Source organism: Streptomyces sp. NPDC093097, from assembly GCF_044754325.1.
Taxonomy (GTDB): domain Bacteria; phylum Actinomycetota; class Actinomycetes; order Streptomycetales; family Streptomycetaceae; genus Streptomyces.
The window spans coordinates 155,782-181,955 of sequence record NZ_JBIVOW010000006.1 but is presented as its reverse complement, the minus strand read 5'-3'; the positions used below and the strand labels follow the sequence as shown (position 1 = coordinate 181,955).

Genomic DNA, 26,174 nt, shown 5'->3' with positions numbered 1-26,174 from the left:
CCGGTCGCGGTCGCGTCAGGGGCGCCGCTCACTTCGGCGTGACCACCTTGTAGTTGGCGGGGACCTTGGCGTCGGGGCGGCGCAGGTACATCGGCTGCGGCGGCAGCAGTTCCTCGCCGGCGGCCAGCTCGGCGGCGGCCAGCTCGGCCAGCGCGGCGGCGGACTGGTGCACCGGGCCGTCCCGCAGGACGCCGGTGAAGACGGTGTCGTACAGGAGCGCGCCGGCGCCCACGGCCGGGACCCCGGCGACCTGGTCGGCGAGGTCGGCGGGGCGGTCCACGGCGGGGTCGGTCAGCCGGGTGCGGGCATTCTCGTAACGCGCCCAGTAGACCTCCTTGCGGCGGGCGTCGGTGGCCACGACGAAGGGCTCGGTCAGGCCGGCGGCGTAGGCGATGCCGTCCAGTGAGCACAGGCCGTGGACGGGCACGCCCAGCGCCGCCCCGAAGGTGGTGGCGGTCACCAGGCCCACCCGAAGCCCGGTGTACGGGCCGGGGCCCACGCCGACCACGATGTCGGTGACCTCGGCGAGCTTGTGTCCGGCCTCGGTCAGCACCCGGTCGACGGCGGGCAGCAGCAGTTCGCCGTGCCGCCGCGCGTCCACCTCACCGGCGGCGGCGAGGGTGCGAGAGCCGTCGTGGAGCGCGACGGTGACGGCGGGGGTGGCGGTGTCAAGAGCTAGCAGCAGCACGCCTTAAAGACTACGGCGCGGCGGGGGGTACCCGTTCCGGTGCTACCGTCGGTCCCCAGCCAGCCCAGTCAGCACAGCCCACAGCCCTCCCCGCCGGCGGTCGGGAGCGTACGGAAAGGTGGCACCGCGGTGCCCGCTAAGAGCAGCACGATCGTCACCGGTCTCACCGCGGCGGCCCTGGTCGCGATCGGCGTGCTCGGCTACCAGGCGTCCGCCTCCGCGTCCGCCCCGCTCGCCCCGGTCCGCGGCGACGCGAAGGCCGCCGCCCACAAGCCGGCCGCCCGCGACCAGCACGACAAGAAGGACAAGCCGCCGGCCCCGGCCCCGGTCCCGGAGCAGTCCGGCACCGGCAAGCGCGTGGTGTACGCACTGGGCGCCAAGCGGGTCTGGCTGGTCGGCGCGGACGGCACCGCGCAGCGGACGTTCACGGTCGCGCCGAGCGCCGTGAACCCGGTGCCGGGGACGTACCCGGTGGCCTCCCGGTCGGTGAGCGTGACCGGCTCGGACGGGGTGGCGATCGAGCACGTGGTGCGGTTCGCCGTCGTCGACGGGGTGGTCATAGGCTTCAGCGCCGCGGTCGACGGCTCCACGCCGGCGCCGGGCGGCCCGGCCGCGAAGAAGACCGGCGGAGTGCGGGAGTCGCGCGAGGACGGCGCGGCCCTGTGGGACTTCGCGGTGCAGGGCACCAAGATCGTCGTCGTTTCCTGACGCCCGGCGGCCCGCCGGGCCGCCGCCTGCGGCCCGGTCGCTTCGCCCCTACGGGCTACGCCGCGTCGCGCCCCGTAGTGGACGCCCGCTCACCGCTTCCCGCCGGGTCGCCGGAGTCGCCCTCCTCGTCCCGTTCGCCCGCACGAGGCTCCTCCGCGGCGGTCGGCGGCGTGGAGACGGCGGTGGCCGCGGCGCCGGCCGCGAGCAGTTCGTTCATCGTCGGCGCCGCGCGGCGCGCGTCCTGCTCGGCGCGCCCGGCCGCCGGGGTGGGGGCGGACTGATGGGGGGACATGGGCGCCTCCCGGGCTCCTGGGGCAAGCGACTGGGGTCAGGCTTTACTTAGGTACACCTAACCATGGCTCTTCCACCCATGTGACCACGCCCGGTACCCGGCGCGCAACATCTTGCCGACGGCTTGTCGGAAACTGTCGGTCCGCCTCGTCCGGTAAACGCCCCCCGCGACCGCTTCGTCAGCAGATCTCCAGGTCCACGAGCCCGGCGTCCGCCCAGCGCGCGCCGATCCCGGTGACCGTCACCTCGCGGACGTCGTCCACGTCCTCCTCCGGGTGCCCGTCCGGCCCACCAGGGGCGTCTGCCCGCCCGTCACCCGACCGCCGCCCCGGCAGGAGGCGCTCCGCGCCGCCCCCTCCGACGGCCCGCCCGATGACGACGTGCAGCCGGTCCTCCGCCAGCTCCTCGACCTTGCCGTCGCCCCACTCCACGACCACCACCGACTCCGGCAGCGAGACGTCGAGGTCCAGGTCCTCCATCTCGTCCAGGCCGCCGTCGAGCCGGTAGGCGTCGACGTGCACCAGCGCCGGGCCGGCGGTGAGCGAGGGGTGCACCCGGGCGATGACGAAGGTGGGCGAGGTCACCGCGCCCCGCACGCCCAGGGCCTCGCCCAGGCCGCGGGTCAGCGTCGTCTTCCCCGCGCCCAGCTCGCCGGTGAGCAGCACCAGGTCGCCGGGGCGCAGCAGCGGCGCCAGCCGACGACCCAACTCCTGCATCTGATCGGGGGACTTGACGGTGACGCGGGCAGTCGCGCGAGTGGTGCTCATGCCGCAAATGGTACGGCCCGGACGGGGCACGGGGCCTGCGACCGGTCCGCGATCACGTGCCGCCGGTGGGATTCAGGCCCGCGCGGAGCGCGCGCCGCGGGCCGCCGCGCTCGCCCGCTCCACCAGGGACACCAGCCGGTCGTTGACCAGCTCGGGCCGCTCCAGCATCACCAGGTGCCCGGCGTCCGGAACGCACAGCAGCTCGGCGTCGGGCAGCACCTCGGCGATGGTCCGGCTGTGCTCGGCCGGGGTGATCAGGTCCTTCTCGCCGGCCAGCACCAGCGCCGGCACCGCGTCGTACGCCACCAGCGCCTCGGTCTTGTCGTGCACCGCGAACGCCGGGAAGAACTCGGCGACCACATCGATCGGGGTCGCCTCGATCAGCCGCTCCCCGAACCGCGCGACCACCGGATCCACGTCCTGGGTGCCGAACGAATAGCGCTTGATCAGCCCCGCGAACAGATCGGCGGTGGCCCGCCGGCCCCGCTCGACCATGTCGCTCTGCCGCCCCAGCGCCCGCAGCACCCCCGGCGCCAGCCAGTGGAACGCCTTCGAGCCCATCGACGGCAGCCCGAAGCCGACCTCGTTCAGCCGGCCCGCCGACGTCCCGATCAGCGCCACGCCGGCCACCCGCTCCGCGACGTACTCGGGGAACTGGTCGGCCAGCGCCATCACCGTCATCCCGCCCATGGAGTGCCCGACCAGCACGATCGGCCCCTCGGGCACCGCGGCGTCCAGCACCGCCTTCAGGTCCCGGCCCAGCAGGTCGATGGTGACCGGCTCGGTCCCGTCGACCTGGCCGTGGCCGCGCGCCGAGCGGCCGTGGCTGCGCTGGTCCCAGTGGACGGTGCGGACCGCGCCGCGCAGCGCGGCGCGCTGGAAGTGCCAGGAGTCCTGGCTGAGGCAGTAGCCGTGGCTGAAGACGACCGTGGGCGCCGGGGAGCGCCGCCCCAGGGCCGCCCTGAGCCGCTTGTGCAGCCCGCTCCGGGCCTCCTGCGCCGCCCGCGCCTCCTGGCCCGCACGGCCGGGCGCGGTGCCGTTCACGGCCACCCTGCCGCCCTTGGGGGACTTCGGGTGCGGGCCGTCCGCCACCTCGTCGACCTCGTAGTACAGCGCGGTCCCGTCCTCGGCGACCGCCGTGCCCGGGGTGCCGCGCACGGTGCCGTAGGGGCCCGCCGCGTCCAGCGCCAGCCGGGCCCGGCGGCGCATCCCCCGGCCGACCGTCAGCCGCTCCATGGCCACCCCGGCCGCCGCACCCGCCGCGACCACGCCGATCGCCAGGCCCGCCAGGCCCGCCTGGCGGCCTGCCCGGGCCCAGTTGCCGGCCGCCTCCGCCGCCGTCTCCACGGCCTGCGCGGCGGCCTCCGTCCCGTCGGTCATGCCGCGCCCCCCGTCAGCGCCGCATCGCCCTCGCCCCGCCCTCCGGCCTGGGCGGGCACCTCGCTGTCCACGTAGATGCGCGGCACCCGCTTCCCGATCCGGGTGACGATCTCGTACCCGATCGTCCCGGCCGCCCGCGCCCAGTCCTCCGCGCTCGGCTCGCCGCGGTCCCCGGGGCCGAACAGCACCGCCGTCTCGCCGACCGCGGCCTCGTCCCCGCCCAGGTCGACCACGAACTGGTCCATCGCGATGCGCCCCGCGACCGTCCGCCACTTCCCGGCGACCAGCACCGGACCCGTCCCCGAGGCGTGCCGCGGGATGCCGTCGGCGTACCCCAGCGGCACCAGCGCCAGGGTGGTCTCCCCCGGCGTCGTGTAGTGGTGCCCGTACGACACCCCGTGCCCGCCCGGCACCCGCTTGACCGACGCCAGCGACGCCTCCAGCGTCATCACCGGCCGCAGCCCGAAGTCCTCCGGCACCCCGACCTCGGGGCTCGGCGAGACGCCGTAGAGCCCGATCCCGCTCCGTACGAGGTCGAAGTGGGCCTCGGGGAGGGTGAGCAGCGCCGGGGTGTTGGCGATGTGCCGCACCTCCGGGCGCAGCCCGGCCGCCTCGGCGACCGCCAGGGCCTGGTGGAACTCCGTCAGCTGGGCGGCGATCGACGGGTGCCCCGGCTCGTCGGCGCAGGCGAAGTGCGACCAGACGCCGGTGACCGTGAGCGCCCCCTCGGCCTCGGCGGCGCGGGCGGCGGCGGTCAGCTCCGCCCAGTCCGCGGGCTGGCAGCCGTTCCGGCCCAGACCGGTGTCGGCCTTCAGCTGCACACGGGCGCGGCGCCCGCAGCGCCGGGCCGCGTCCACGACCTCCCGCAGCGCCCACATCCCGCTCACCGAGACGTCCACGTCCTGCTCGATCGCCCGGCCCCAGGGCCCGCCCGGCGTCCACAGCCAGCACATCAGCCGGCCGCTGTCACCGGCCTCGCGCAGCGCGAACGCCTCCTCCGGGAGCGCCGTGCCCAACCAGCCCGCGCCGGCCTCACGGGCCGCGCGGGCGCAGCGGACCGCACCGTGTCCATAGGCGTCGGACTTGACGACGGCCATCAGCTCTGCCCCGGGGGCGCGGTCCCGCAGTGCACGGACGTTCGACCGCACGGCGGCGAGGTCGATGGCGGCACGGGCGCGCTTAGCTGTCTCGTTCATCCCCCTCAGTGTCTCAGGCGAGGCGCCGCGCCGGCCGCGTTCCCACGTTGTGGTGCGGGCCGGTTCCCCTCCGGGGGAATCCGCGCCGGACCCGCCCCCGCGGCCCGACGGCCGGCGACGAGCCCTGACGGGACCCGCGCGCCCTACGGCGACACCACGTTCGCCCAGGCCGCCCCCAGCGCCCCCGCCACTTCCGACGCCACGATCGGCTCGCCGTGGCGCCCGGCCGCCTGGCGGCCCGCGAGACCGTGCAGGTAGGCGCCCACCGAGCCGGCGTCGCGCGGGGCGAGGCCGGAGGCGAGCAGGGCGCCGGTGAGGCCGGAGAGGACGTCGCCGCTGCCGGCCGTGGCGAGCCAGCCCGTACCGGTGGGATTGGCCCGCACCGGGACCCCGGCCGCCGGATCCGCCACCAGCGTCGTCGAGCCCTTCAGCAGCACCGTCGCCCCGTAGCGCGCCGCCAACTCCCCTGCGGAGCCCAGCCGCGCCGCCTCGACCTCCTCGCGGCCGCGCCCCAGCAGCGCCGCCGCCTCCCCCGCGTGCGGCGTCAGCAGCGTCCCGGCCGCCCGCCGCCGGACCCGATCGGGCGTCAGGAAGCGCAGCCCGTCCGCGTCGACCAGCACCGGGACGTCCGCGTCCAGCACGTCGTCCAGCGCCCCCGCCTCGTCGCCGAGGCCCGGACCGATCACCCACGACTGGACCCGGCCGGCCTTCCCCGGCGGACCGGTGTGCACCAGCGTCTCCGGGAACCGCGCCAACACCGCGTCCGCCGCCGGCCCCACGTACCGCACCGCCCCGGCGCCGCCCCGCAGCGCCCCCGCCACCGCCAGCACCGCCGCCCCCGGATAGCGCGCCGACCCGGCGACCACCCCGACCACGCCCCGCCGGTACTTGTCGCTCTCGGCGGCCGGACGCGGCAGCAGTGCGGCGACGTCCGCGTGCTGGAGCGCCTCCACCTCGGCGGTGGCCGGCGGGGTCAGCCCGATGTCCACCAGCCGCAGCGCACCGGCCCGTTCGCGCGCCGGGTCGATCAGCAGGCCCGGCTTGTACGCGCCGAACGTGACGGTCACGTCCGCCCGTACGGCGTCCCCGTGCACCTCGCCGGTGTCGGCGTCCACCCCGCTCGGCAGATCGACCGCCACCACCGTCGCGTGGTCCCACGCGGCGCGGGCGAGGCGGGCGGCCTCCGGGCGCAGCCCGCCGCGGCCGCCGATGCCGACGATGCCGTCGACCACCAGATCGGCGCGCTCGACGGCGCGCAGCGGATCGCCGGCGACCCGGCCGCCGGCGGCGCGGAGGGCGGCCAGGCCGCCGGCGTGGGCGCGTTCGGGCGAGAGCAGCACCGCGCTCACCCCGGCGCCGCGCCGCGCCAGACGGGCGCCGGCGTACAGCGCGTCCCCGCCGTTGTCACCGCTGCCCACCAGCAGCACGACCCGGGAGCCGTAGACCCGGCCCAGCAACTCGGCGCAGGCGACGGCCAGTCCGGCGGCCGCCCGCTGCATCAGGGTTCCCTCGGGCAACCGGGCCATCAGTTCCCGCTCGGCGGCCCGCACGGCCGCCACGCTGTAGGCAGTCCTCATGCGGTCAGTGTCACACCGCGGCGGGGCCGGAGAACGCGGCGCGCGCCACCGCGGCCGACGGTGCCTCGGACGGCACACGGCGGCGGGCGGGACGCGCGCCCCGGGCGGAGCGGCGCTACCCCTCCGCGATCACCACCGCCGAGGCCACGCCCGCGTCATGACTGAGCGACACGTGCCAGGAGCGCACGCCCAGTTCGGCGGCGCGGGCGGCCACCGTGCCGCGGACCCGCAGCCGCGGCTGCCCGCTGTCCTCCACATAGACCTCGGCGTCCGTCCAGTGCAGCCCGCCCGGGGCGCCCAGCGCCTTGGCCACCGCCTCCTTGGCGGCGAACCGGGCCGCCAGGGACGCGATGCCCCGCCGTTCGCCGCTCGGCAGCGTCAACTCCCCCTCGATGAACAGCCGGTGCGCCAGCTCCGGCGTCCGCCGCAGCGCCGCGTCGAACCGCTCGATCTCCGCGACGTCGATCCCGACCCCAATGATCACCAGGTCACTCCACCGTGACCGACTTGGCGAGGTTCCGCGGCTGGTCGACCTCGTTGCCGCGGGCGGTGGCCAGCTCGCACGCGAACACCTGGAGCGGCACGGCGGACACCAGCGGCTGGAGCAGCACCGGCGTCCGCGGGATGCGGACGAGGTGGTCGGCGTACGGGACCACCGCCTCGTCGCCCTCCTCCGCGATGACGATGGTGCGGGCGCCGCGGGCCCGGATCTCCTGGATGTTGGAGACGATCTTGTCGTGCAGGACGGACCGGCCGCGGGGCGAGGGGACGACCACGACCACCGGGAGGTCCTTCTCGATGAGCGCGATCGGACCGTGCTTGAGCTCGCCGGCCGCGAAGCCCTCGGCGTGCATGTACGCCAGCTCCTTGAGCTTGAGGGCGCCCTCCAGGGCCACCGGGTAGCCCACGTGCCGGCCCAGGAACAGCACGGTGTTCTTGTCGGCGAGGGAACGGGCCAGCTCGCGGACCGGCTCCATGGTGCCCAGGACCTGCTGCACCTGCGTGCCGATGGCGGCCAGTTCGCGGACCACCTCCCGGATCTCGTCGCCCCACTTGGTGCCGCGCACCTGCCCCAGATACAGCGCGACGAGGTAGACGGCCACCAGCTGGGTCAGGAACGCCTTGGTGGACGCCACCGCGACCTCCGGCCCGGCGTGCGTGTAGAGCACCGCATCCGACTCACGGGGGATCGTCGAGCCGTTGGTGTTGCAGATGGCGAGCACCTTCGCGCCCTGCTCACGGGCGTGCCGCAGCGCCATCAGGGTGTCCATGGTCTCGCCGGACTGGCTGATGGCGACGACCAGCGTGCGGTGGTCCAGGATCGGGTCCCGGTAGCGGAACTCGCTGGCCAGCTCGGTCTCGCAGGGGATCCGCGTCCAGTGCTCGATGGCGTACTTGGCGATCATCCCGGCGTGGTAGGCGGTACCGCAGGCCACGATGACGACCTTGCCGACCTCCCGCAGCACCTCCGGCGGGATCCGCACCTCGTCCAGCGAGAGCACCCCGGCCGCGTCGACCCGGCCCAGCAGGGTGTCGGCGACCGCCTTCGGCTGCTCGGCGATCTCCTTGAGCATGAAGTAGTCGTAGCCGCCCTTCTCGGCGGCCGAGGCGTCCCAGTCGACGTGGTAGGACCGGACCCGCGCCGGCGCACCGTCGAAGTCGGTGACCGTCACGCCCTCCCGGCGCAGCTCCACGACCTGGTCCTGGCCCAGTTCGACGGCCTCCCGGGTGTGCGCGATGAAGGCCGCCACGTCCGAGGCCAGGAACGCCTCGTCCTCGCCGATGCCCACCACCAGCGGGGAGTTGCGGCGCGCCCCGACGACGAGGTCGGGCGCGTCGGCGTGCACCGCGACGAGGGTGAACGCCCCCTCCAGCCGCCGGCACACCTGCCGCATCGCCTCGGGCAGTTCGCCGCACGAGGAGTACGCCTCGGCGAGCAGGTGCGCGACCACCTCGGTGTCGGTCTCGGACGCCAACGCATGGCCGCGGTCGGCCAGTTCGGCGCGCAGCGCGGCGAAGTTCTCGATGATGCCGTTGTGGACGACGGACACCCGGCCGGCGTTGTCCAGGTGCGGATGCGCGTTGGCGTCCGTCGGGCCGCCGTGGGTGGCCCACCGGGTGTGGCCGATGCCCACCGCGCCGCTGGGCAGGGGGTGCTCGGCCAGTTCCTTCTCCAGGTTGGCCAGCTTGCCGGCCTTCTTGGCCGCCGCCAGTCCGCCGTCGGCCAGAACCGCGACGCCGGCCGAGTCGTAGCCGCGGTACTCCAGCCGTTTCAGCCCGGCCAGCACCACCTCAAGGGCGCTCTGCCCGCCCACGTATCCCACGATTCCGCACATGGGGGGCAGCCTACGCGCCGCCCTCGGCACCGCGCCGTACGGGCGCGCACCGCGGCCCGGCAGCACGGCCGCGCGCCCACGGCGCCGCCCCCGCAAGGGCCGTACGGGCCCGCAGGTCGGGCCGTACGCAGCGGCCGCACCGCCACCCCGCCGCCGACCGCCGGCACCGGCCCCGGACAATGGGCCCGTGCCCCTGACGACGGATCCGCAGCAACGACGCCGCACCGACAGTTCGCCGTACGTCGACCTGACGCGCACGGAGTGGAGCGCCCTGCGGGAGAAGACCCCGCTGCCGCTGACCGCCGAGGAGGTCGAGCGGCTGCGCGGCCTGGGCGACGTCATCGACCTCGACGAGGTGCGCGACGTCTACCTCCCGCTGTCCCGGCTGCTCAACCTCTACGTCGGCGCCACCAGCAACCTGCGCGGCGCGCTCAACACCTTCCTGGACGACACCGGCAACGGCCACGGCTCCCAGCCCGGCACCCCGTTCGTCATCGGCGTGGCGGGCAGCGTCGCGGTCGGCAAGTCCACCACCGCCCGGCTGCTCCAGGCGCTGCTGGCCCGCTGGCCCGAGCATCCGCGGGTGGAGCTGGTCACCACCGACGGCTTCCTCTACCCCAACGCCGAACTGCACCGGCGCGGGCTGATGTCCCGCAAGGGCTTCCCGGAGTCCTACGACCGCCGGGCGCTGACCCGTTTCGTGGCGGACGTGAAGTCGGGCAAGGCGGAGGTCACCGCGCCCGTCTACTCGCACCTGATCTACGACATCGTGCCCGACGAGCGGCTGACCGTGCACCGGCCGGACATCCTGATCGTCGAGGGCCTCAACGTCCTCCAGCCGGCGCTGCCCGGCAAGGACGGCCGCACCCGGCTGGGCCTCGCCGACTTCTTCGACTTCTCCGTCTACGTGGACGCCCGCACCGAGGACATCGAGCGGTGGTACCTCGGGCGGTTCGGCAAGCTGCGCGAGACCGCGTTCCAGAACCCGTTCTCGTACTTCCGCAAGTACACCCAGGTCTCCGAGGAGGAGGCGCTGGACTACGCCCGCATGATGTGGCGCACCATCAACCGGCCGAACCTGGAGCAGAACGTGGCGCCCACCCGCGGCCGCGCCAACCTCGTCCTCCGCAAGGGCCCGGACCACAAGGTGCAGCGGCTGTCCCTGCGGAAGCTCTAGCGCCGCAACAGGCCCCGTTCGCCCCGTCGCGGCACCAGCGAACGCCGAAGGGCCAGTCGCCCACCGCAGCAACCCCTGCGGCAGGCGACCGGCCCCGCGGTCGAACTCCCTCAGCCCAGCGCGGACTTGACCGCGTCGGCCAGGCGCTGCGCGACCGCGCGCGCCTGCTCGATGTCGGCCGCCTCGACCATCACCCGCACCAGCGGCTCGGTGCCGGACGGCCGCAGCAGCACCCGCCCGGTGGCGCCCAGCTCCTGCTCCGCGTCGGCGACCGCCGCGGCCAGCTCGACGGAGCTGCCCACCCGCGACTTGTCGACGTCGGGGACGTTGACGAGGATCTGCGGCAGCCGCTCCATGACGCCGGCGAGCTCGGCCAGCGACCGGCCGGTCGCCGCGACCCGGGCCGCCAGCATCAGACCGGTCAGCGTGCCGTCACCGGTGGTGGCGTGGTCCAGCACGATGACGTGCCCGGACTGCTCACCGCCCAGCGCGTAGCCGTGCGCCTTCATCTCCTCCAGGACGTAGCGGTCGCCGACCGCGGTCTGGACCAGGGCGATGCCCGCGCGCTCCATGGCCAGCTTGAAGCCCAGGTTGGACATCACGGTGGCGACGACGGTGTCCTCGCGCAGCGTCCCGGCCTCGCGCATGCCGAGCGCCAGGACGGAGAGGATCTGGTCGCCGTCGACCGCGTTGCCGGTGTGGTCCACGGCCAGGCAGCGGTCCGCGTCGCCGTCGTGGGCGACACCGAGGGCGGCGCCGTGCTCGACAACGGCGGCCCGGAGCTTGTCGAGGTGGGTGGAGCCGCAGCCGTCGTTGATGTTCAGGCCGTCCGGCTCGGTGCCGATGGTGACGACCTCGGCACCGGCCCGCGCGAACGCCTCGGGCGAGACATGGGCGGCCGCGCCGTGCGCCCCGTCGATGACGATCTTCAGCCCGTCCAGGCGGTTGGGCAGCACGCCGACCAGGTGCGCGACGTACCTGTCGAAGCCCTCGTCGTACTCGGTGACCCGGCCCACGCCGGCGCCGGTCGGCCGCTCCCACGGCTCACCGGAGCTGTGCGCCCGGTAGGTCTCCTCGATCCGGTCCTCCAGCTCGTCGGCGAGCTTGTGCCCACCGCGGGCGAAGAACTTGATGCCGTTGTCGGGCATCGGGTTGTGGCTGGCGGACAGCATCACGCCCAGGTCCGCGCCGAGCACCCCGGTCAGGTACGCGACCGCCGGGGTCGGCAGCACGCCCACCCGCAGCACGTCCACCCCGGCGCTGGCCAGGCCGGCCACCACGGCGGCCTCCAGGAACTCCCCCGACGCCCGCGGATCGCGGCCGACCACGGCCGTCGGCCGGTGTCCTTCAAACGTCCCCGCCTCGGCCAGTACGTGTGCCGCCGCGACCGACAGGCCGAGCGCCAGCTCTGCCGTCAGGTCCGCGTTGGCGACGCCGCGCACACCGTCGGTGCCGAAGAGTCGTGCCACTGGTGTCCTCCGAAGTAGATGAGCTGTGACCGGGGCTTGGATTCGAGGTATACGCCGCGGTCCATGGGAAAGCCGAACGCCCCGGCAGCACGGAAGTGCCACCGGGGCGTTCGCCAAGGGCTGCCTGCGTGCAGCGCGCGATTAGCGCTTGCTGTACTGCGGAGCCTTGCGGGCCTTCTTGAGACCGGCCTTCTTGCGCTCGACCGCACGGTCGTCACGCTTGAGGAACCCGGCCTTCTTCAGGGCGGGACGGTTGGCGTCCACGTCCGCCTCGTTCAGCGCACGGGCCACGCCCAGGCGCAGCGCACCGGCCTGGCCGGAGATGCCGCCGCCGGCGATGCGGGCGATGACGTCGTAGCGGTTGTCGAGCTCGAGCACCTTGAAGGGCTCGTTGACTTCCTGCTGGTGCACCTTGTTGGGGAAGTAGCCCTCAAGGGTGCGGCCGTTGATCTTCCACTGGCCGGTGCCCGGAACGATCCGGACGCGGGCGATGGCGTTCTTGCGACGGCCCAGGCCGGCGGCCGGCTGCGGCTCACCGAAGCGGGACGCGAGGGACTCGGAGGTGTACTCGCCCTCCACGACCTCGGTCTCGGTGGTGTACTGCTCGACCTCGACCTCGTCCAGCGGGGTCTCGGGGGTGGTCTCAGCCACGATGCTCCTCAGATTCTCTCTGTCGTCTTAGGGGGTGGCCGGACTTACTGCGCGACCTGGGTGATCTCGAACGGGACCGGCTGCTGAGCAGCGTGCGGGTGCTCGGCGCCCGCGTAGACCTTCAGCTTCGAGAGCATCTGACGGCCGAGGGTGTTCTTGGGAAGCATGCCCTTGATGGCCTTCTCGACGGCCTTCTCGGGGTTCTTGGCCAGCAGTTCGTCGTAACGGACGGAGCGCAGACCACCCGGGAAGCCGGAGTGACGGTAGGCCATCTTCTGGGTGCGCTTGTTGCCGGACAGGTGCACCTTGTCAGCGTTGACGATGATGACGAAGTCACCGGTGTCAACGTGGGGGGCGTAGATCGCCTTGTGCTTACCCCGCAGGAGCGAGGCGGCCTGGCTGGCCAGGCGGCCCAGGACGACGTCCTGCGCGTCGATGATGTGCCACTGGCGCTGAACGTCGCCGGGCTTGGGGCTGTACGTACGCACGTCTTAGCCTTCGCTTCGTAAGTGATGGGTCCTGTACTGGCGCCACGGCTACTCACACAGTGAGACGGCACTACGGGCGACGCAACCCGATCGTCCGCCGCTGGTCAGCGGCCCGGTTAGCCGGCGTAAGGCCCCTCACGTGAGATAGAGCAAGCCAATACGCATAACGAACTCGCAGGATACTGACCCAACCCCGTACGGGTCAAAACGCGCCCCGGACAGGCGTGCGGCGGGTCCCCTCGCGCACCGCCCGGAAAGGGATCCGCTCCGCCCGTCACACGGCCGGGGCCGCGCACTAGGATGCCCGGCATGAGTTTTGGGCAAGGGGGGCCGTTCGACGGCCCGGGGGGTTCCACTCCGGACTGGGCGGCGCTGGCCGACGAGAGCGAGGCGCGCGCCCGCCGCAAGCGCTGGCTGATGATCGGCGGCGGCGCGGTCGCCGCGCTCGCGGTCGCCGGCATCGTCGCCGTCGCCGTGATGAACAGCGGCGGCCCCGCCGGGGGCACCGCCTCGGCCCGGCCCACCGCGTCCGCCCAGACCGCGCTGCCGGACGACAAGCCGTCCTTCCCGGACGTCTCGGTCCCGCCCCCGCCCAACCCGCAGGACTACATCTCCGACCCCAAGAAGGACACCGCGCCGCTCACCCCGGCCACCCTCTTCCCGCAGAAGACCATGGTCGTCGGCGAGCACAGCTACCAGCAGACCGGCACCGCCGCCACCACGGACTGCACCGCCGGCGTCCAGGGCGGCCTGGTCTCCTCGCTCAGCCACCACGGCTGCAAGCAGCTGCTGCGGGCCACCTACGCCAAGGACGGGGTCGCGGTCACCATCGGCGTCGCGGTCTTCGAATCGCCCGCCCTGGCCACCGCGGTGATGAACGAGAGCAAGCCCAACCTCATGCCGCTGGCCGGCGGCGGCGTCCCCGCCGACTTCTGCCAGGGCAGCAAGTGCCGGATGACCACCAACGCCACCGGCCGCTACGCCTACTTCACCATCGCCGGCTTCACCAACGGCAAGGACGTCGCCGCCGGGGGCGAGACCCAGTCCCAGCAGATCAGCCGGGACGGCGGCGCCTACGTCTTCACCCAGATCAACCAGCGCGGCAAGGACCAGGCCGCCAAGGCCGCCGAGCAGCAGCTCAAGGAGGCCCAGCGGAAGGCCGGCCGCACCTCCTGACCCCGCGAGGACGGGCCCGCCCCACCGCGGCGGGGCGGGCGCCGCCTCAGCAGCAGCCGCCGGCCGGCAGCGTCCGCTTGTTGCGCGCCTCCTTGTTCCGGGCCATCAGCAGCTCGTCGGCCGGGTACCCGACCTCCTCCAGCGTCAGCCCGTGCGGCCGCACCACGTGCACGGCCGAGTCCCGCACCCCGGCGGCCAGCACCTTCCCCGGCCAGTCCACCGGCCGGTGCCCGTCGCCCACGAACAGCAGCGCCCCCACCAGCGAGCGCACCATGTTGTGGCAGAACGCGTCCGCCCGGACCGTCGCCGTGACGATCCCGTCCGCGCCCCGCTCCCAGCTCAGCTCCTGGAGCGTGCGGATGGTGGTCGCACCGTCCCGCCGCTTGCAGTACGCCGCGAAGTCGTGCTCCCCCAGCAGCGGCCGCGAGGCGGCGTTCATCGCCTCGACGTCCAGGTCCCAGTCGTGCCACAGCACATGTCCGCGCAGCAGCGGATCGACGCCCCCGTGCTGGTCGGTGACCCGGTACGCGTAGCGCCGCCAGATCGCCGAGAACCGCGCGTTGAAGCCGTACGGCGCCTGGTCGATCCGCCACACCCGGACGTCCTTGGGCAGCCGCCCGGCCAGCCGCCGCAGCAGCTTGTCGCCGTGCTCGGCCCACAGCTCCGCCGGCAGGTCCACATGCGCCACCTGGCCACGGGCGTGCACCCCGGCGTCGGTCCGCCCGGCCACGGTGAGCTCGTAGGTCTCGCCGGACCGCGTCACGGTCCGGATCGCGTCCTCCAACTCCCCCTGGACCGTGCGCTGTTCACGCTGCTTGGCCCACCCGGAGAACTCCGTGCCGTCGTACGACAGGTCCAGCCGCACCCGGACGAACCCGGGCTCCACTTCGTCACTCACACCAGTAATCCTCTCAGGCCGACCGCAGACGAAAGCGGGCCCGCCCCCAGGGGGGCGGACCCGCTCACCGCTCAGCGCCGGACTCAGGCGTCCTTGGACTCCTCAGCGGCGGTCTCGGCGGCCTCGTCGGCCTCCTTCACCGCGCGCTTGGTCGCGGCCTCGGCCTCGGCAACGGTCGCCTTCTTGGCGATCTCGCCCTCGACCAGCTCGATGACGGCCATGGGGGCGTTGTCACCACGGCGGTTGCCGATCTTGGTGATACGGGTGTAACCACCCGGACGCTCCGCGAACCGCGGCGCGATCTCGGTGAAGAGCGTGTGCACGACGCTCTTGTCCGTGATCAGCTCCATGACCTGACGGCGGTTGTGAAGGTCGCCCTTCTTCGCCTTGGTCACCAGGCGCTCCGCGAACGGGCGCAGACGACGGGCCTTGGCCTCGGTCGTCGTGATGCGGCCGTGCTCGAAGAGGTTGGTCGCCAGGTTGCGCAGGAGCGCCTTCTCGTGCGACGCGCTGCCGCCCAGACGGGCACCCTTGGTGGGCTTCGGCATGGTGTTTCTCCTAGGTATCTGCCCCGGCCGTATCAGGTACCGAGGTCAGGGCCCGATGAGCGGACGCCCACCGGCAACAACCGGCCCCTCCCGCGAGGAGAGGGGCGGGGACCCGCGCCCCCTAAGGGGCGCGGGGAACTGCGCGACGGCCGGAGCCGGCCCGCAGCGAGGACCGCGAACGGTCCGGGCTTGAGTACTGCTCGGTCTCGACGTTGCGATCCCCTGGGGTTGACCCCCAGCTACTCAGTACTGCTCGGTCTCGACGAAACCCTGGTCGGCGTCGTCGTCCGCGCCGAAGGCGTCGGCCGCAGCGGTCGGGTCGAATCCGGGCGGGCTGTCCTTGAGGGCCAGGCCCATGCCGGCCAGCTTCGCCTTGACCTCGTCGATCGACTTCGCACCGAAGTTGCGGATGTCGAGCAGGTCCGCCTCGGAGCGCGCCACGAGCTCACCCACGGAGTGGATGCCCTCGCGCTTGAGGCAGTTGTAAGAGCGGACCGTGAGCTCCAGCTCCTCGATCGGCAGCGCCAGGTCGGCGGCGAGGGCGGCGTCCGTCGGGGACGGGCCCATGTCGATGCCCTCGGCGTCGATGTTCAGCTCGCGGGCGAGACCGAACAGCTCCACCAGGGTCTTGCCGGCCGAGGCCATGGCGTCGCGCGGACGCATCGCCTGCTTGGTCTCGACGTCGACGATCAGCTTGTCGAAGTCGGTGCGCTGCTCGACACGGGTCGCCTCGACCTTGTAGGTGACCTTGAGGACCGGCGAGTAGATCGAGTCGACCGGGATCCGGCCGATCTCCTGGCCGACCTGCTTGTTCTGCACGGCGGAGACGTAGCCGCGACCGCGCTCGACGGTCAGCTCCATCTCCAGCTTGCCCTTGCCGTTCAGCGTGGCCAGGACCAGGTCGGGGTTGTGCACCTCGACGCCGGCCGGGGGCGCGATGTCGGCGGCGGTGACCAGGCCCGGACCCTGCTTGCGCAGGTACATCACGACCGGCTCGTCGTGCTCGGAGGACACGACCAGCTGCTTGATGTTCAGGATCAGGTCGGTGACGTCTTCCTTGACGCCGGGCACGGTGGTGAACTCGTGCAGCACGCCGTCGATGCGGATGGACGTGACCGCCGCACCCGGGATCGAGGAGAGCAGGGTCCGGCGCAGGGAGTTGCCGAGGGTGTAGCCGAAGCCCGGCTCCAGCGGCTCGATCACGAACCGGGAGCGGTACTCGTCGACGACCTCTTCGGTCAGCGAGGGGCGCTGAGCGATCAGCATGGTGTTTTTCCTTCAGTCGTGGACGCCCGCTATTTGACGTCCGCTGTACTGACAAGGGTACGGGCGGTACGGCGCCATCGGCTCCGTACCGCCCCTACCGGTCAGCTCTTACTTGGAGTAGAGCTCGACGATCAGCTGCTCCTGCACCTGGGTGTCGATCACCTGGCGCTCGGGCAGGCTGTGCACGAGGATCCGCAGCTGCGAGGGGATCGCCTCCAGCCACGCCGGAACGGTCTTCTCGCCGGCCTCCGCCTTGGCCACCTCGAAGGGGGTCAGGTTGCGGGAGCCCTCGCGGACCTCGATGACGTCGTGCACGGCCACGCGCGCCGACGGGATGTCGGTCTTGCGGCCGTTGACCTGGACGTGTCCGTGACGGACCAGCTGACGGGCGTGGTCGCGGGACTTGGCGAAGCCGGCCCGGTAGACCACGTTGTCGAGGCGGGTCTCAAGGATGCGCAGAAGGTTCTCACCGGTCTTGCCGGTCTTCTGGTTCGCTTCCTTGTAGTAGTTCACGAACTGCTTCTCAAGGACACCGTAGATACGGCTGCACTTCTGCTTCTCACGCAGCTGCAGCAGGTACTCGCTGTCCTTGGTGCGCCCGCGACCGTGCTCACCCGGGGGGTAAGGACGGATCTCGATCGGGCACTTAGCGCTCTCGCACTTGCTCCCCTTGAGGAAGAGCTTCTGCTTCTCCCGACGGCAACGCTTGCAGTCGGCCCCGGTGTAACGCGCCATTGTCTAGTTGTCTCCTACTTCAGGTGGGTCAGACGCGGCGACGCTTGGGCGGGCGGCATCCGTTGTGCGGGGTGGGGGTGACGTCCTGGATCGAGCCGACCTCAAGACCGGTCGCCTGAAGCGAACGGATGGCGGTCTCGCGGCCCGAGCCCGGGCCCTTGACGAAGACGTCAACCTTGCGCATGCCGTGCTCCTGCGCGCGGCGGGCGGCCGACTCGGCGGCCATCTGCGCGGCGAAGGGGGTGGACTTGCGCGAGCCCTTGAAGCCGACGTGGCCGGCAGAGGCCCAAGAGATCACGTTCCCGGTCGGGTCGGTGATCGAGACGATCGTGTTGTTGAACGTGCTCTTGATGTGAGCGTGCCCGTGGGCGACGTTCTTCTTCTCCTTGCGGCGCACCTTCTTGGCGCCGGCCGTACGGCCCTTCGGAGGCATTCAAATTCTCCCGTGGAGGTGGTCGGTCCTACAGCGAAGACCGCTTGCGGGGTCCTGCTGAGGACTACTTCTTGCCCGGCTTCTTCTTGCCGGCGATCGCGCGACGCGGACCCTTGCGGGTACGGGCGTTCGTGCTGGTGCGCTGACCGTGCACCGGCAGACCGCGGCGGTGACGCAGACCCTGGTAGCAGCCGATCTCGACCTTGCGGCGGATGTCGGCCTGGATCTCGCGACGGAGGTCACCCTCGGTCTTGAGGTTGTTGTCCACGTACTCGCGGATCTTGACGAGGTCTTCCTCGACCAGGTCGCGGACCCGGGTGTTCGGGTCCACGCCGGTGGCGGCGAGGGTCTGCTGCGCCAGCGTGCGCCCGATACCGAAGACGTAGGTGAGGGCGACCTCCACACGCTTGTCGCGCGGGAGGTCAACGCCTGCGAGGCGTGCCATTGATGTGGCTCCTGATGGCTATTCGGAGGTCTTCCACAGCACCGTTCCCGTAAGACTCTGCGGTATTACGAGCCGGGTCCCCGGCCTCCGAGCCGGGGGTGTCGTCCCTCGCGCACGGCGCGGGGGTCGGGTGACTGCGTATGTACGTGTGATGCGTCGCGCGAACTGCGAAATGCAGGTGGTCGGCGTGCGTCAGCCCTGGCGCTGCTTGTGGCGCAGGTTGTCGCAGATGACCATGACCCGGCCGTGGCGGCGGATCACCTTGCACTTGTCGCAGATCTTCTTGACGCTCGGCTTGACCTTCATGGGATGTGAGGTTCTCCGGGTCAGTGCCAATACCCCACGGGAGCGGGGCGTCGGCAAAATCTACTTGTAGCGGTAGACGATCCGGCCACGCGTCAGGTCGTAGGGAGAGAGCTCCACCACGACCCGGTCGTCCGGGAGGATACGGATGTAGTGCATCCGCATCTTTCCGCTGATGTGCGCGAGGACCTTGTGACCGTTCTGGAGCTCTACCTTGAACATCGCGTTCGGCAGAGACTCGATCACGGTGCCCTCGATCTCGATGGCACCTTGCTTCTTGGCCACGCTTCGCCTTTCGGATCGGCTACCTTGATCGACTCATGTGCACTGCACGCACCCGATGTGCGGGCACACGGATGCACGAGAGCCGACGCGTCAGTCTACGTCAGTGCCTGAGAAAAGACGAATCCAGGGTTATTGCCCACCGACGAAGATCCTTACGCGGCAAGGGTCGCCCCTAGGACAGGGCGCAGGTGGGGTACTGAGGTCGTCGCCCGGTGCGGCGGGAGTGCGCGACGGACACCGGACGGCAGACGGGAGTGCGGCGGGCGGGGCCTAGGCCAGGGGGTCGGGGGCCGCGGTGATGCCGAGGGAGGCCAGCTTGGCCTTGCCGCCGTCCGGCGAGGTCAGCACCAGCGGGCCGTCCTCGGTCAGCGCGACCGAGTGCTCCCAGTGCGAGGACCAGCGGCCGTCGTTGGTCTTGACCGTCCAGTCGTCCTCGAGGACGTGGGTCTTGGCGGTGCCGAGGTTGACCATCGGCTCGATGGCGATGCAGAAGCCGGGCACCAGCTTCGGGCCCCGGCCGCGCTTGCGGTCGACGTAGTTCAGCAGGTGCGGGTCCATGTGCATCTGCGAGCCGATGCCGTGGCCACCGTAGTCCTCGACGATGCCGTACTTGCCGCTGGACGGGCGCGGCTGGCGCCGGATGTAGCCCTCGATCGCCTTGGAGATGTCCACCAGCCGGTTGCCCTTGGCGACCGCGGCGACGCCGGCCCACATCGACTCCTCGGTGACCCGGCTGAGCTCGACCAGCTCCGGGGAGTGGCCGGAGCCGACGAAGGCGGTGTACGCCGCGTCGCCGTGCCAGCCGTCGATGATCGCGCCGCAGTCGATGGAGATGATGTCGCCGTCGGCGAGGACTGTGTCGGCGGAGGGGATGCCGTGGACGACCACCTCGTTCACGGAGGTGCAGATCGTCGCGGGGAAGCCGCCGTAGCCCAGGAAGTTCGACTTCGCGCCGTGCTCGGCGAGCACCTTGCGCGCGACGTCGTCCAGGTCCTTGGTGGTGGCGCCGGGCACCGCGGCCTCACGGGTCGCCGCGTGGATGGCAGCGACCACCAGCCCCGCCTCGCGCATCTTCGCGATCTGCGCGGGGTTCTTGATCTCCAGCATGCCGGTGCCTTCCGCCTTCACTCTCGTCCGCGGGTCCGTCCCGCCCACCCAACACTACGGCCGCGGCGCCCGTGCTGGACACCGCGGCCGTACCGAGTCTGTTGTCTACTCGCCGCGACCCAGGGCGTTCATCGCCCGCTGGGTGACCTCCGCGACCTTGCCGAGGGCCGGGATCGTGACGACCAGGTCCTGGGCCTTGTAGTAGTCGATGATCGGCTCGGTCTCCGAGTGGTAGACCTCCAGCCGCTTGCGGACGGTGTCCTCGCGGTCGTCCTCACGCTGGTACAGCTCGCCGCCGCACGCGTCGCAAACGCCCTCGGCCTTGGGCTGGTTGTACTCGACGTGGAAGACGTGGCTGGAGTCCTTCCGGCAGATCCGCCGGCCGGCGATCCGCTTGACCACCTCGTCCTCGGGGACCTCCAGGTCCAGCACCGCGTCCAACTGCAGGCCCTTGTCCCGCAGGTACGCGTCCAGCGCCTCGGCCTGGCCGAGGTTGCGCGGGAAGCCGTCCAGCAGGAAGCCCTCGGCCGCGTCGGCCTGCTCCATGCGGTCCTCGGCCATCCCGATGGTGACCGAGTCCGGCACGAGGTTGCCCGCGTCCATGTAGGACTTGGCCTCGACGCCGAGGGGCGTGCCCTGGGAGATGTTGGCCCGGAACAGGTCCCCCGTGGAGATGTGCGGGATCGCGAGGTTCTTGGCCAGGTACGCGGCCTGCGTACCCTTACCGGCCCCCGGGGGTCCGACGAGGACGATTCGCATCAGCGGAGGAACCCTTCGTAGTTGCGCTGCTGAAGCTGGCTCTCGATCTGCTTCACGGTCTCCAGACCCACACCCACGATGATCAGGATGCTCGTCCCGCCGAACGGGAAGTTCTGGTTCGCGTTGAACAGCACCAACGCCACTGTTGGTACAAGCGCGATCAGCCCCAGGTAGAGCGAACCCGGCCACGTGATCCTGTTGAGCACGTAGCTGAGGTACTCAGCCGTCGGGCGACCAGCCCGGATGCCCGGGATAAAGCCACCATACTTCTTCATGTTGTCGGCAACTTCTTCGGGGTTGAAGCTGATGGCCACGTAGAAGAAGGCGAAGAAAACGATGAGCAAGAAGTACGCGGCGATATAAACCGGGTGATTTCCCTTGGTGAAGTTGGTGGCGATCCACGTCGCCCAGCCCGCCTTCGACCCGCTGAACTGAGCGATCAGCGCCGGGATGTAGAGCAACGAGGACGCGAAGATGACGGGAATCACACCCGCCTGGTTCACCTTCAGCGGGATGTATGTGGACGTACCACCGTAAGAACGGCGACCGATCATGCGCTTCGCGTACTGCACGGGAATGCGCCGCTGCGCTTGCTCGACGAAGACCACCAGCGCGACCATCGCCAGGCCCACCAGGATCACCGAGAAGAACTCGATCCAGCCGTCGGCCAGCTTGCCGGTCAGCTTGATCTGCCACAGCGCGCCGGGGAAGCCGGCGGCGATCGAGATGAACATCAGGATCGACATGCCGTTGCCGATGCCGCGGTCGGTGACCATCTCGCCGAACCACATGATCAGGCCGGTGCCGGCGGTCATCGTGATCACCATGACGATGGTGGTGAAGATCGAGCTGTCGGGCACGATCTGGGTGGCGACCGGGCAGCTCTGGAAGAGCGCGCCGCTGCGGGCGGTGGCCACCAAGCCGGTGCCCTGCAGGATCGCCAGCGCCACGGTCAGGTAGCGGGTGTACTGGGTGATCTTCGCCTGGCCGGTCTGCCCCTCTTTCTTGAGGGCTTCGAGCCGGGGAATCACCACGGTCAGCAGCTGGAGGATGATGCTCGCCGTGATGTACGGCATGATCCCCAGCGCAAAGATCGTGAGGCTCAGCAACGCATTTCCGCTGAACATGTTCACCAGGGCGAACAACCCGCTGTTGGCGCCGGCCTGCTTCATGCAGGTCTCAACGTTCTGGTAGTTCACCCCCGGAAGCGGGACGTGCGCTCCGATCCGGTAGAGCACGATGATGCCCAACGTGAACAGCAGCTTCTTGCGCAGGTCGGGCGTCTTGAACGCTCGGGCGAACGCGGTAAGCACGGTGCCTCCTGCGCCCCCCGCCTCTACGGCCGGGAGGTGACGGTCTTGTGGATCGACGAATACGTAGCGGCTGTACCGCGCGGAGCTCGCCCGCACGGCGGGATCCGGAGCGGACCCCGGACAAGACAAACAGTGCAGGCCACCTTACCGGCGACCGTTGCCCCGTGGAACGACTGACCGGGGATGCCCCAAGCGAGGGGCATCCCCGGTCAGTTGGACCAACGAGCTCAGAGAAGCTCGGTGACGCTGCCGCCGGCGGCGGTGATCTTCTCCTTGGCGGAGCCGGAGACGGAGTCAACCGTCACCGTCAGCGCCACGGAGATCTCGCCCTGGCCCAGGACCTTGACGAGCTCGTTCTTGCGCACCGCACCCTTGGCGACCAGGTCGGCCACCGTGACCTCGCCACCCTGCGGGTAGAGCGCGGCCAGCCGGTCCAGGTTCACGACCTGGAACTGCTTGTGGGCGGGGTTCTTGAAGCCCTTCAGCTTCGGGAGGCGCATGTGGAGGGGCATCTGCCCACCCTCGAAGCGCTCCGGAACCTGGTAACGGGCCTTGGTGCCCTTGGTACCACGACCAGCGGTCTTACCCTTGGACGCCTCACCACGACCGACACGGGTCTTGGCGGTCTTGGCGCCAGGGGCGGGCCGGAGGTTGTGGACCTTCAGCGGGTTGCTCTCCGCCATGTCAGTCGACCTCCTTGACCGACACGAGGTGGCGGACGGTGTGCACCATGCCGCGGTACTCGGGACGGTCGTCCTTGACAACCACGTCGTTGATCCGCTTCAGACCAAGCGAGCGCAGGGTTTCGCGGTGGTTCTGCTTGCTGCCGATCACAGACTTGACCTGCGTGATTTCGAGGCGAGCCATTACGCACTCACCCCTGCACGCGCCCGCAGCAGAGCGGCGGGGGCCACGTCCTCCAGCGGCAGGCCACGACGGGCGGCGATCTCCTCGGGCCGCTGCAGGCCCTTGAGCGCCGTCACCGTGGCGTGCACGATGTTGATCGGGTTCGACGAACCGAGCGACTTGCTCAGCACGTCGTGGATGCCCGCGCACTCCAGGACGGCGCGCACCGGGCCACCGGCGATCACACCGGTACCGGGGGAAGCCGGCTTGAGCAGGACGACGCCCGCAGCCTTCTCGCCCTGGATCGGGTGCGGGACGGTACCGGCGATACGGGGGACCTTGAAGAAGTTCTTCTTGGCCTCTTCCACGCCCTTGGCGATGGCAGCCGGAACTTCCTTGGCCTTGCCGTAACCGACACCTACGGTGCCGTCACCGTCGCCCACCACGACGAGCGCGGTGAAGCTGAAGCGACGACCACCCTTGACAACCTTGGCGACGCGGTTGATCGCGACAACGCGCTCAACGTACGCGGTCTTCTCGGCGGCAGCGCCACCGTCGCGACCCTTCCGGTCCCGCCGCTCGCCGCCACCGGCACCGCTGCCGCGGCGCTGGGGTCCAGCCATTGGATTTACCTCTCTCTGTTACGTCCGCTAGCTCCGGAACCGGGGCTTAGAACTTCAGCCCGGCTTCGCGGGCGGCGTCGGCCAGAGCGGCAATCCGCCCGGCGTACTGCTTGCCACCGCGGTCGAACACGACGGCCTCGACACCGGCGGCCTTGGCACGCTCGGCAACCAGGGCGCCAACCTTCTGGGCCTGAGCGCTCTTGTCGCCCTCGCCACCACGGATCGACGCGTCCAGGGTCGACGCCGACGCCAGGGTGTGACCCTGAATGTCGTCGATGACCTGGGCGAAGATGCCGCGGTTGGAGCGAGTCACGACCAGACGGGGACGCTCGGGCGTACCCGAAATCCGCTTCCGGATCCGGATGTGGCGACGCTTGGCAGCAGCGCGCTTGTAGGCGTTGCCCTTAGCGATCTTCACACCGTATGCCATGGCTTACTTACCCGCCTTTCCGACCTTGCGGCGGATGACTTCGCCCTCGTACTTGACGCCCTTGGCCTTGTACGGGTCGGGCTTCCGCAGCTTGCGGATGTTCGCGGCGACCTCGCCGACCTTCTGCTTGTCGATGCCCTCGACGCTGAACTTCGTCGGCGTCTCGACCTTGAAGGAGATGCCCTCGGGCGCCTCGATCAGGATCGGGTGGCTGTAGCCCAGGGAGAACTCCAGGTTGGAGCCCTTGGCCTGGACGCGGTAACCAACACCGCTGATCTCGAGCTTCTTCACGTAGCCCTGGGTCACGCCGGTGATCATGTTCGCCACCAGCGTGCGGGACAGGCCGTGGAGGGCCTTGTTCTGACGCTCGTCGTTCGGGCGGGAGACGGCGATGACGCCGTCCTCACCCTTGGCGACCTCGATGGGCGCCGCGACGGTGTGCGAAAGGGAGCCCTTGGGACCCTTCACGTTGACCGTGCGGCCCTCGATGGTGACGTCCACACCAGCGGGAACCTGGATGGGCAGCTTGCCAATGCGCGACATTAGCTCTTCCTCCGTTCCCTGTTACCAGACGTAGGCGAGGACTTCCCCACCCACGCCCTTCTTGCTGGCCTGCTGGCCGGTCAGGAGACCGTGGGACGTGGAGATGATCGCCACGCCCAGGCCGCCGAGGACCTTCGGCAGGTTGGTGGACTTTGCGTAGACCCGCAGACCCGGCTTCGAGATTCGCTTGATGCCGGCGATCGAGCGCTCACGGTTCGGGCCGAACTTCAGCTCCAGGACGAGGTTCTTGCCAACCTCTGCGTCCTCGACGCTCCAGCCGGTGATGTAACCCTCCTGCTGGAGGATCTCCGCGATGTGCGACTTGATCTTGCTGTGCGGCATCGCCACGGTGTCGTGGTACGCCGAGTTCGCGTTCCGCAGACGGGTCAGCATGTCTGCGATGGGATCAGTCATGGTCATGAATTGGCCTTCGGCCTCTCTCGCCGGGGTTTCCTATATGCGCCATCCCTCTCCCCGATCTGGGTCGGGACGGGTGCGGCACGGGGACCTACGGCGTAGTAAGCGACGTTATGCGGGTGCGTACCCGCGGTCGGTCTCGGGCGGCGGGACGCCCAAACCCTTCTACCCTACGGGAAGTGGGTCGGGGCGCCCGCCAACCGATTGCTTACCGAGAGCCTCCGGTAATCCCAACTAGGGGATTACCAGGAGCTCTTGGTCACGCCCGGCAGCTCGCCACGGTGAGCCATCTCACGAAGGCACACGCGGCACAGGCCGAACTTGCGGTACACGGAGTGCGGGCGGCCGCAGCGCTGGCAGCGGGTGTACGCGCGCACACCGAACTTCGGCTTGCGAGCAGCCTTGGCAATCAGAGCCTTCTTCGCCATCTCGCTCACGCCTCCTTGAACGGGAAGCCGAGGTGACGAAGCAGGGCACGGCCCTCGTCGTCGTTGGTCGCCGTGGTGACCACGGTGATGTCCATACCCCGGGTACGGTCGATCTTGTCCTGGTCGATCTCGTGGAACATGACCTGCTCGGTGAGACCGAAGGTGTAGTTGCCCCGACCGTCGAACTGCTTCGGGGACAGACCACGGAAGTCGCGGATGCGCGGCAGCGCCAGCGACAGCAGGCGGTCCAGGAACTCCCACATGCGGTCACCGCGGAGGGTGACGTGGGCACCGATCGGCTGGCCCTCACGCAGCTTGAACTGCGCGATGGACTTACGGGCCTTGGTGACGGCCGGCTTCTGGCCGGTGATCGTGGTGAGGTCGCGCACGGCGCCCTCGATCAACTTGGAGTCGCGGGCGGCGTCGCCCACACCCATGTTGACCACGATCTTGGTCAGACCGGGGATCTGCATGACGTTCTCGTAGGAGAACTCGTCCTTCAGCTTCCCGGCGATCTCTTCGCGGTAGCGCGTCTTCAGACGCGGCGCGTTGGTGGTGGCAGTCATCAGATGTCCTCACCGGTCCGCTTGGCAACGCGGATCTTGTTGCCCTCGTCGTCAAAGCGGTACCCGACGCGGGTAACGACCTTCTTGCCGTCCTGCTCCACGACCAGCTGCACGTTGCTGACGTGGACGGGGGCCTCGGTCGTCACGATGCCGCCGGTCTGCGAACCACGAGCGGTCTGTCCGGCCTTGGTGTGCTTCTTGACCCGGTTGACACCCTCGACCAGGACACGGTCCTCGCGGGGGAAGGCCGCGATGACCTTGCCCTGCTTGCCCTTGTCCTTACCGGTGATGACCTGGACCAGGTCGCCCTTCTTGATCTTCATCG

At 70.8% G+C, this 26,174-nt stretch carries 34 protein-coding genes; 3 read left to right on the top strand and 31 right to left on the bottom strand.

Features of this window, described 5'->3' with window-relative positions:
- Nucleotides 1–28: 28 nt before the first annotated feature.
- Entirely contained in the window at nt 29–688 is a 660-nt protein-coding gene (tsaB, locus tag ACIQE0_RS13145; RefSeq protein ID WP_402331221.1) for a tRNA (adenosine(37)-N6)-threonylcarbamoyltransferase complex dimerization subunit type 1 TsaB, read from the bottom strand.
- 129 nt (nt 689–817) lie between these two features.
- Here tsaB and ACIQE0_RS13140 point away from each other — a divergent pair, with 129 nt between their 5' ends.
- On the top strand, nt 818–1,396 hold the full coding sequence (locus ACIQE0_RS13140; RefSeq protein ID WP_384101785.1) for a hypothetical protein: 579 nt from the start codon (nt 818–820) through the stop codon (nt 1,394–1,396).
- A 55-nt stretch (nt 1,397–1,451) separates the two neighbouring features.
- On the opposite strand, the gene ACIQE0_RS13135 is transcribed toward ACIQE0_RS13140, so the two are convergent.
- The 7 genes from ACIQE0_RS13135 to glmS form a co-directional block, all read right to left on the bottom strand.
- The gene (locus ACIQE0_RS13135) at nt 1,452–1,688 is read right to left on the bottom strand and encodes a hypothetical protein (RefSeq protein WP_402331219.1); all 237 of its coding nucleotides are present in this window, start codon (nt 1,686–1,688) and stop codon (nt 1,452–1,454) included.
- 178 nt (nt 1,689–1,866) lie between these two features.
- Nucleotides 1,867–2,454 (bottom strand): tRNA (adenosine(37)-N6)-threonylcarbamoyltransferase complex ATPase subunit type 1 TsaE, encoded by a 588-nt coding sequence (tsaE, locus tag ACIQE0_RS13130; RefSeq protein WP_402331217.1) that lies wholly within the window; start codon nt 2,452–2,454, stop codon nt 1,867–1,869.
- 72 nt (nt 2,455–2,526) lie between these two features.
- Complete coding sequence (locus ACIQE0_RS13125; RefSeq protein ID WP_366329838.1) at nt 2,527–3,834, bottom strand: alpha/beta hydrolase; 1,308 nt, start codon at nt 3,832–3,834, stop codon at nt 2,527–2,529.
- The gene (gene alr, locus ACIQE0_RS13120) at nt 3,831–5,030 is read right to left on the bottom strand and encodes an alanine racemase (RefSeq protein ID WP_402331214.1); all 1,200 of its coding nucleotides are present in this window, start codon (nt 5,028–5,030) and stop codon (nt 3,831–3,833) included. The genes ACIQE0_RS13125 and alr overlap by 4 nt, the downstream gene beginning before the upstream one ends.
- A 143-nt stretch (nt 5,031–5,173) precedes the next feature.
- Nucleotides 5,174–6,607, bottom strand: coding sequence for an NAD(P)H-hydrate dehydratase (locus ACIQE0_RS13115; RefSeq protein ID WP_402331212.1), 1,434 nt, complete (start codon nt 6,605–6,607; stop codon nt 5,174–5,176).
- A gap of 115 nt (nt 6,608–6,722) precedes the next feature.
- A complete protein-coding gene (locus ACIQE0_RS13110) occupies nt 6,723–7,094 on the bottom strand; it encodes a holo-ACP synthase (RefSeq protein ID WP_366330016.1) in 372 nt (123 codons plus the stop codon).
- 1 nt (nt 7,095) lies between these two features.
- Complete coding sequence (glmS, locus tag ACIQE0_RS13105; protein WP_402331211.1) at nt 7,096–8,943, bottom strand: glutamine--fructose-6-phosphate transaminase (isomerizing); 1,848 nt, start codon at nt 8,941–8,943, stop codon at nt 7,096–7,098.
- Nucleotides 8,944–9,130: 187 nt separating this feature from the next.
- Here glmS and coaA point away from each other — a divergent pair, with 187 nt between their 5' ends.
- Complete coding sequence (coaA, locus tag ACIQE0_RS13100; RefSeq protein ID WP_366329834.1) at nt 9,131–10,120, top strand: type I pantothenate kinase; 990 nt, start codon at nt 9,131–9,133, stop codon at nt 10,118–10,120.
- A 110-nt stretch (nt 10,121–10,230) separates the two neighbouring features.
- Here the strand turns inward: coaA and glmM are convergent, their stop codons facing one another.
- The 3 genes from glmM to rplM all read right to left on the bottom strand — a co-directional run bounded on the left by glmM (nt 10,231) and on the right by rplM (nt 12,728).
- Nucleotides 10,231–11,589 (bottom strand): phosphoglucosamine mutase, encoded by a 1,359-nt coding sequence (gene glmM / locus ACIQE0_RS13095; RefSeq protein WP_402331210.1) that lies wholly within the window; start codon nt 11,587–11,589, stop codon nt 10,231–10,233.
- 141 nt (nt 11,590–11,730) lie between these two features.
- Nucleotides 11,731–12,240 (bottom strand): 30S ribosomal protein S9, encoded by a 510-nt coding sequence (gene rpsI, locus ACIQE0_RS13090; RefSeq protein WP_274915091.1) that lies wholly within the window; start codon nt 12,238–12,240, stop codon nt 11,731–11,733.
- Between the two features lie 44 nt (nt 12,241–12,284).
- Entirely contained in the window at nt 12,285–12,728 is a 444-nt protein-coding gene (gene rplM / locus ACIQE0_RS13085; RefSeq protein ID WP_366329832.1) for a 50S ribosomal protein L13, read from the bottom strand.
- A gap of 309 nt (nt 12,729–13,037) precedes the next feature.
- On the opposite strand from rplM, the gene ACIQE0_RS13080 reads away from it, so the two are divergent.
- A complete protein-coding gene (locus ACIQE0_RS13080; RefSeq protein WP_402331207.1) occupies nt 13,038–13,904 on the top strand; it encodes a hypothetical protein in 867 nt (288 codons plus the stop codon).
- 46 nt (nt 13,905–13,950) lie between these two features.
- On the opposite strand, the gene truA is transcribed toward ACIQE0_RS13080, so the two are convergent.
- The 20 genes from truA to rplX form a co-directional block, all read right to left on the bottom strand.
- Nucleotides 13,951–14,802, bottom strand: a complete 852-nt coding sequence (truA, locus tag ACIQE0_RS13075) for a tRNA pseudouridine(38-40) synthase TruA (RefSeq protein ID WP_402331205.1) — start codon at nt 14,800–14,802, stop codon at nt 13,951–13,953.
- 83 nt (nt 14,803–14,885) lie between these two features.
- Entirely contained in the window at nt 14,886–15,350 is a 465-nt protein-coding gene (gene rplQ / locus ACIQE0_RS13070; RefSeq protein WP_366329829.1) for a 50S ribosomal protein L17, read from the bottom strand.
- A gap of 243 nt (nt 15,351–15,593) precedes the next feature.
- Nucleotides 15,594–16,616, bottom strand: a complete 1,023-nt coding sequence (locus ACIQE0_RS13065; protein ID WP_066980894.1) for a DNA-directed RNA polymerase subunit alpha — start codon at nt 16,614–16,616, stop codon at nt 15,594–15,596.
- Nucleotides 16,617–16,724: 108 nt separating this feature from the next.
- Nucleotides 16,725–17,351, bottom strand: a complete 627-nt coding sequence (gene rpsD, locus ACIQE0_RS13060) for a 30S ribosomal protein S4 (protein ID WP_366329828.1) — start codon at nt 17,349–17,351, stop codon at nt 16,725–16,727.
- Between the two features lie 28 nt (nt 17,352–17,379).
- Nucleotides 17,380–17,784, bottom strand: a complete 405-nt coding sequence (rpsK, locus tag ACIQE0_RS13055) for a 30S ribosomal protein S11 (protein WP_004571845.1) — start codon at nt 17,782–17,784, stop codon at nt 17,380–17,382.
- 64 nt (nt 17,785–17,848) lie between these two features.
- The gene (gene rpsM, locus ACIQE0_RS13050; RefSeq protein ID WP_366329827.1) at nt 17,849–18,229 is read right to left on the bottom strand and encodes a 30S ribosomal protein S13; all 381 of its coding nucleotides are present in this window, start codon (nt 18,227–18,229) and stop codon (nt 17,849–17,851) included.
- A 192-nt stretch (nt 18,230–18,421) separates the two neighbouring features.
- Nucleotides 18,422–18,535 (bottom strand): 50S ribosomal protein L36, encoded by a 114-nt coding sequence (gene rpmJ, locus ACIQE0_RS13045; RefSeq protein ID WP_003956441.1) that lies wholly within the window; start codon nt 18,533–18,535, stop codon nt 18,422–18,424.
- Between the two features lie 60 nt (nt 18,536–18,595).
- The gene (infA, locus tag ACIQE0_RS13040; protein WP_003956442.1) at nt 18,596–18,817 is read right to left on the bottom strand and encodes a translation initiation factor IF-1; all 222 of its coding nucleotides are present in this window, start codon (nt 18,815–18,817) and stop codon (nt 18,596–18,598) included.
- A gap of 270 nt (nt 18,818–19,087) precedes the next feature.
- Nucleotides 19,088–19,924, bottom strand: a complete 837-nt coding sequence (gene map, locus ACIQE0_RS13035) for a type I methionyl aminopeptidase (protein WP_366329826.1) — start codon at nt 19,922–19,924, stop codon at nt 19,088–19,090.
- Nucleotides 19,925–20,029: 105 nt separating this feature from the next.
- Nucleotides 20,030–20,683, bottom strand: coding sequence for an adenylate kinase (locus tag ACIQE0_RS13030; protein WP_366329825.1), 654 nt, complete (start codon nt 20,681–20,683; stop codon nt 20,030–20,032).
- Nucleotides 20,683–21,996, bottom strand: a complete 1,314-nt coding sequence (secY, locus tag ACIQE0_RS13025) for a preprotein translocase subunit SecY (protein WP_366329824.1) — start codon at nt 21,994–21,996, stop codon at nt 20,683–20,685. The genes ACIQE0_RS13030 and secY overlap by 1 nt, the downstream gene beginning before the upstream one ends.
- 227 nt (nt 21,997–22,223) lie before the next feature.
- A complete protein-coding gene (gene rplO / locus ACIQE0_RS13020; RefSeq protein WP_366329823.1) occupies nt 22,224–22,679 on the bottom strand; it encodes a 50S ribosomal protein L15 in 456 nt (151 codons plus the stop codon).
- Between the two features lies 1 nt (nt 22,680).
- Complete coding sequence (rpmD, locus tag ACIQE0_RS13015) at nt 22,681–22,863, bottom strand: 50S ribosomal protein L30 (RefSeq protein WP_366329822.1); 183 nt, start codon at nt 22,861–22,863, stop codon at nt 22,681–22,683.
- A complete protein-coding gene (gene rpsE, locus ACIQE0_RS13010; protein ID WP_016571065.1) occupies nt 22,863–23,465 on the bottom strand; it encodes a 30S ribosomal protein S5 in 603 nt (200 codons plus the stop codon). Before rpsE ends, rpmD begins: the two co-directional genes overlap by 1 nt.
- Before the next feature lie 46 nt (nt 23,466–23,511).
- Nucleotides 23,512–23,895: a 50S ribosomal protein L18 gene (gene rplR / locus ACIQE0_RS13005; RefSeq protein WP_366329821.1), complete on the bottom strand. Its 384-nt coding sequence runs from the start codon at nt 23,893–23,895 to the stop codon at nt 23,512–23,514.
- Nucleotides 23,896–23,898: 3 nt separating this feature from the next.
- Nucleotides 23,899–24,438: a 50S ribosomal protein L6 gene (rplF, locus tag ACIQE0_RS13000; protein WP_366329820.1), complete on the bottom strand. Its 540-nt coding sequence runs from the start codon at nt 24,436–24,438 to the stop codon at nt 23,899–23,901.
- A gap of 21 nt (nt 24,439–24,459) precedes the next feature.
- A complete protein-coding gene (gene rpsH / locus ACIQE0_RS12995) occupies nt 24,460–24,858 on the bottom strand; it encodes a 30S ribosomal protein S8 (protein WP_039635369.1) in 399 nt (132 codons plus the stop codon).
- A gap of 239 nt (nt 24,859–25,097) precedes the next feature.
- Nucleotides 25,098–25,283, bottom strand: a complete 186-nt coding sequence (locus ACIQE0_RS12990) for a type Z 30S ribosomal protein S14 (protein ID WP_003956452.1) — start codon at nt 25,281–25,283, stop codon at nt 25,098–25,100.
- A gap of 5 nt (nt 25,284–25,288) precedes the next feature.
- Entirely contained in the window at nt 25,289–25,849 is a 561-nt protein-coding gene (rplE, locus tag ACIQE0_RS12985) for a 50S ribosomal protein L5 (RefSeq protein ID WP_274915075.1), read from the bottom strand.
- The gene (rplX, locus tag ACIQE0_RS12980; protein ID WP_402331199.1) at nt 25,849–26,172 is read right to left on the bottom strand and encodes a 50S ribosomal protein L24; all 324 of its coding nucleotides are present in this window, start codon (nt 26,170–26,172) and stop codon (nt 25,849–25,851) included. Before rplX ends, rplE begins: the two co-directional genes overlap by 1 nt.
- Between the last annotated feature and the right edge of the window lie 2 nt (nt 26,173–26,174).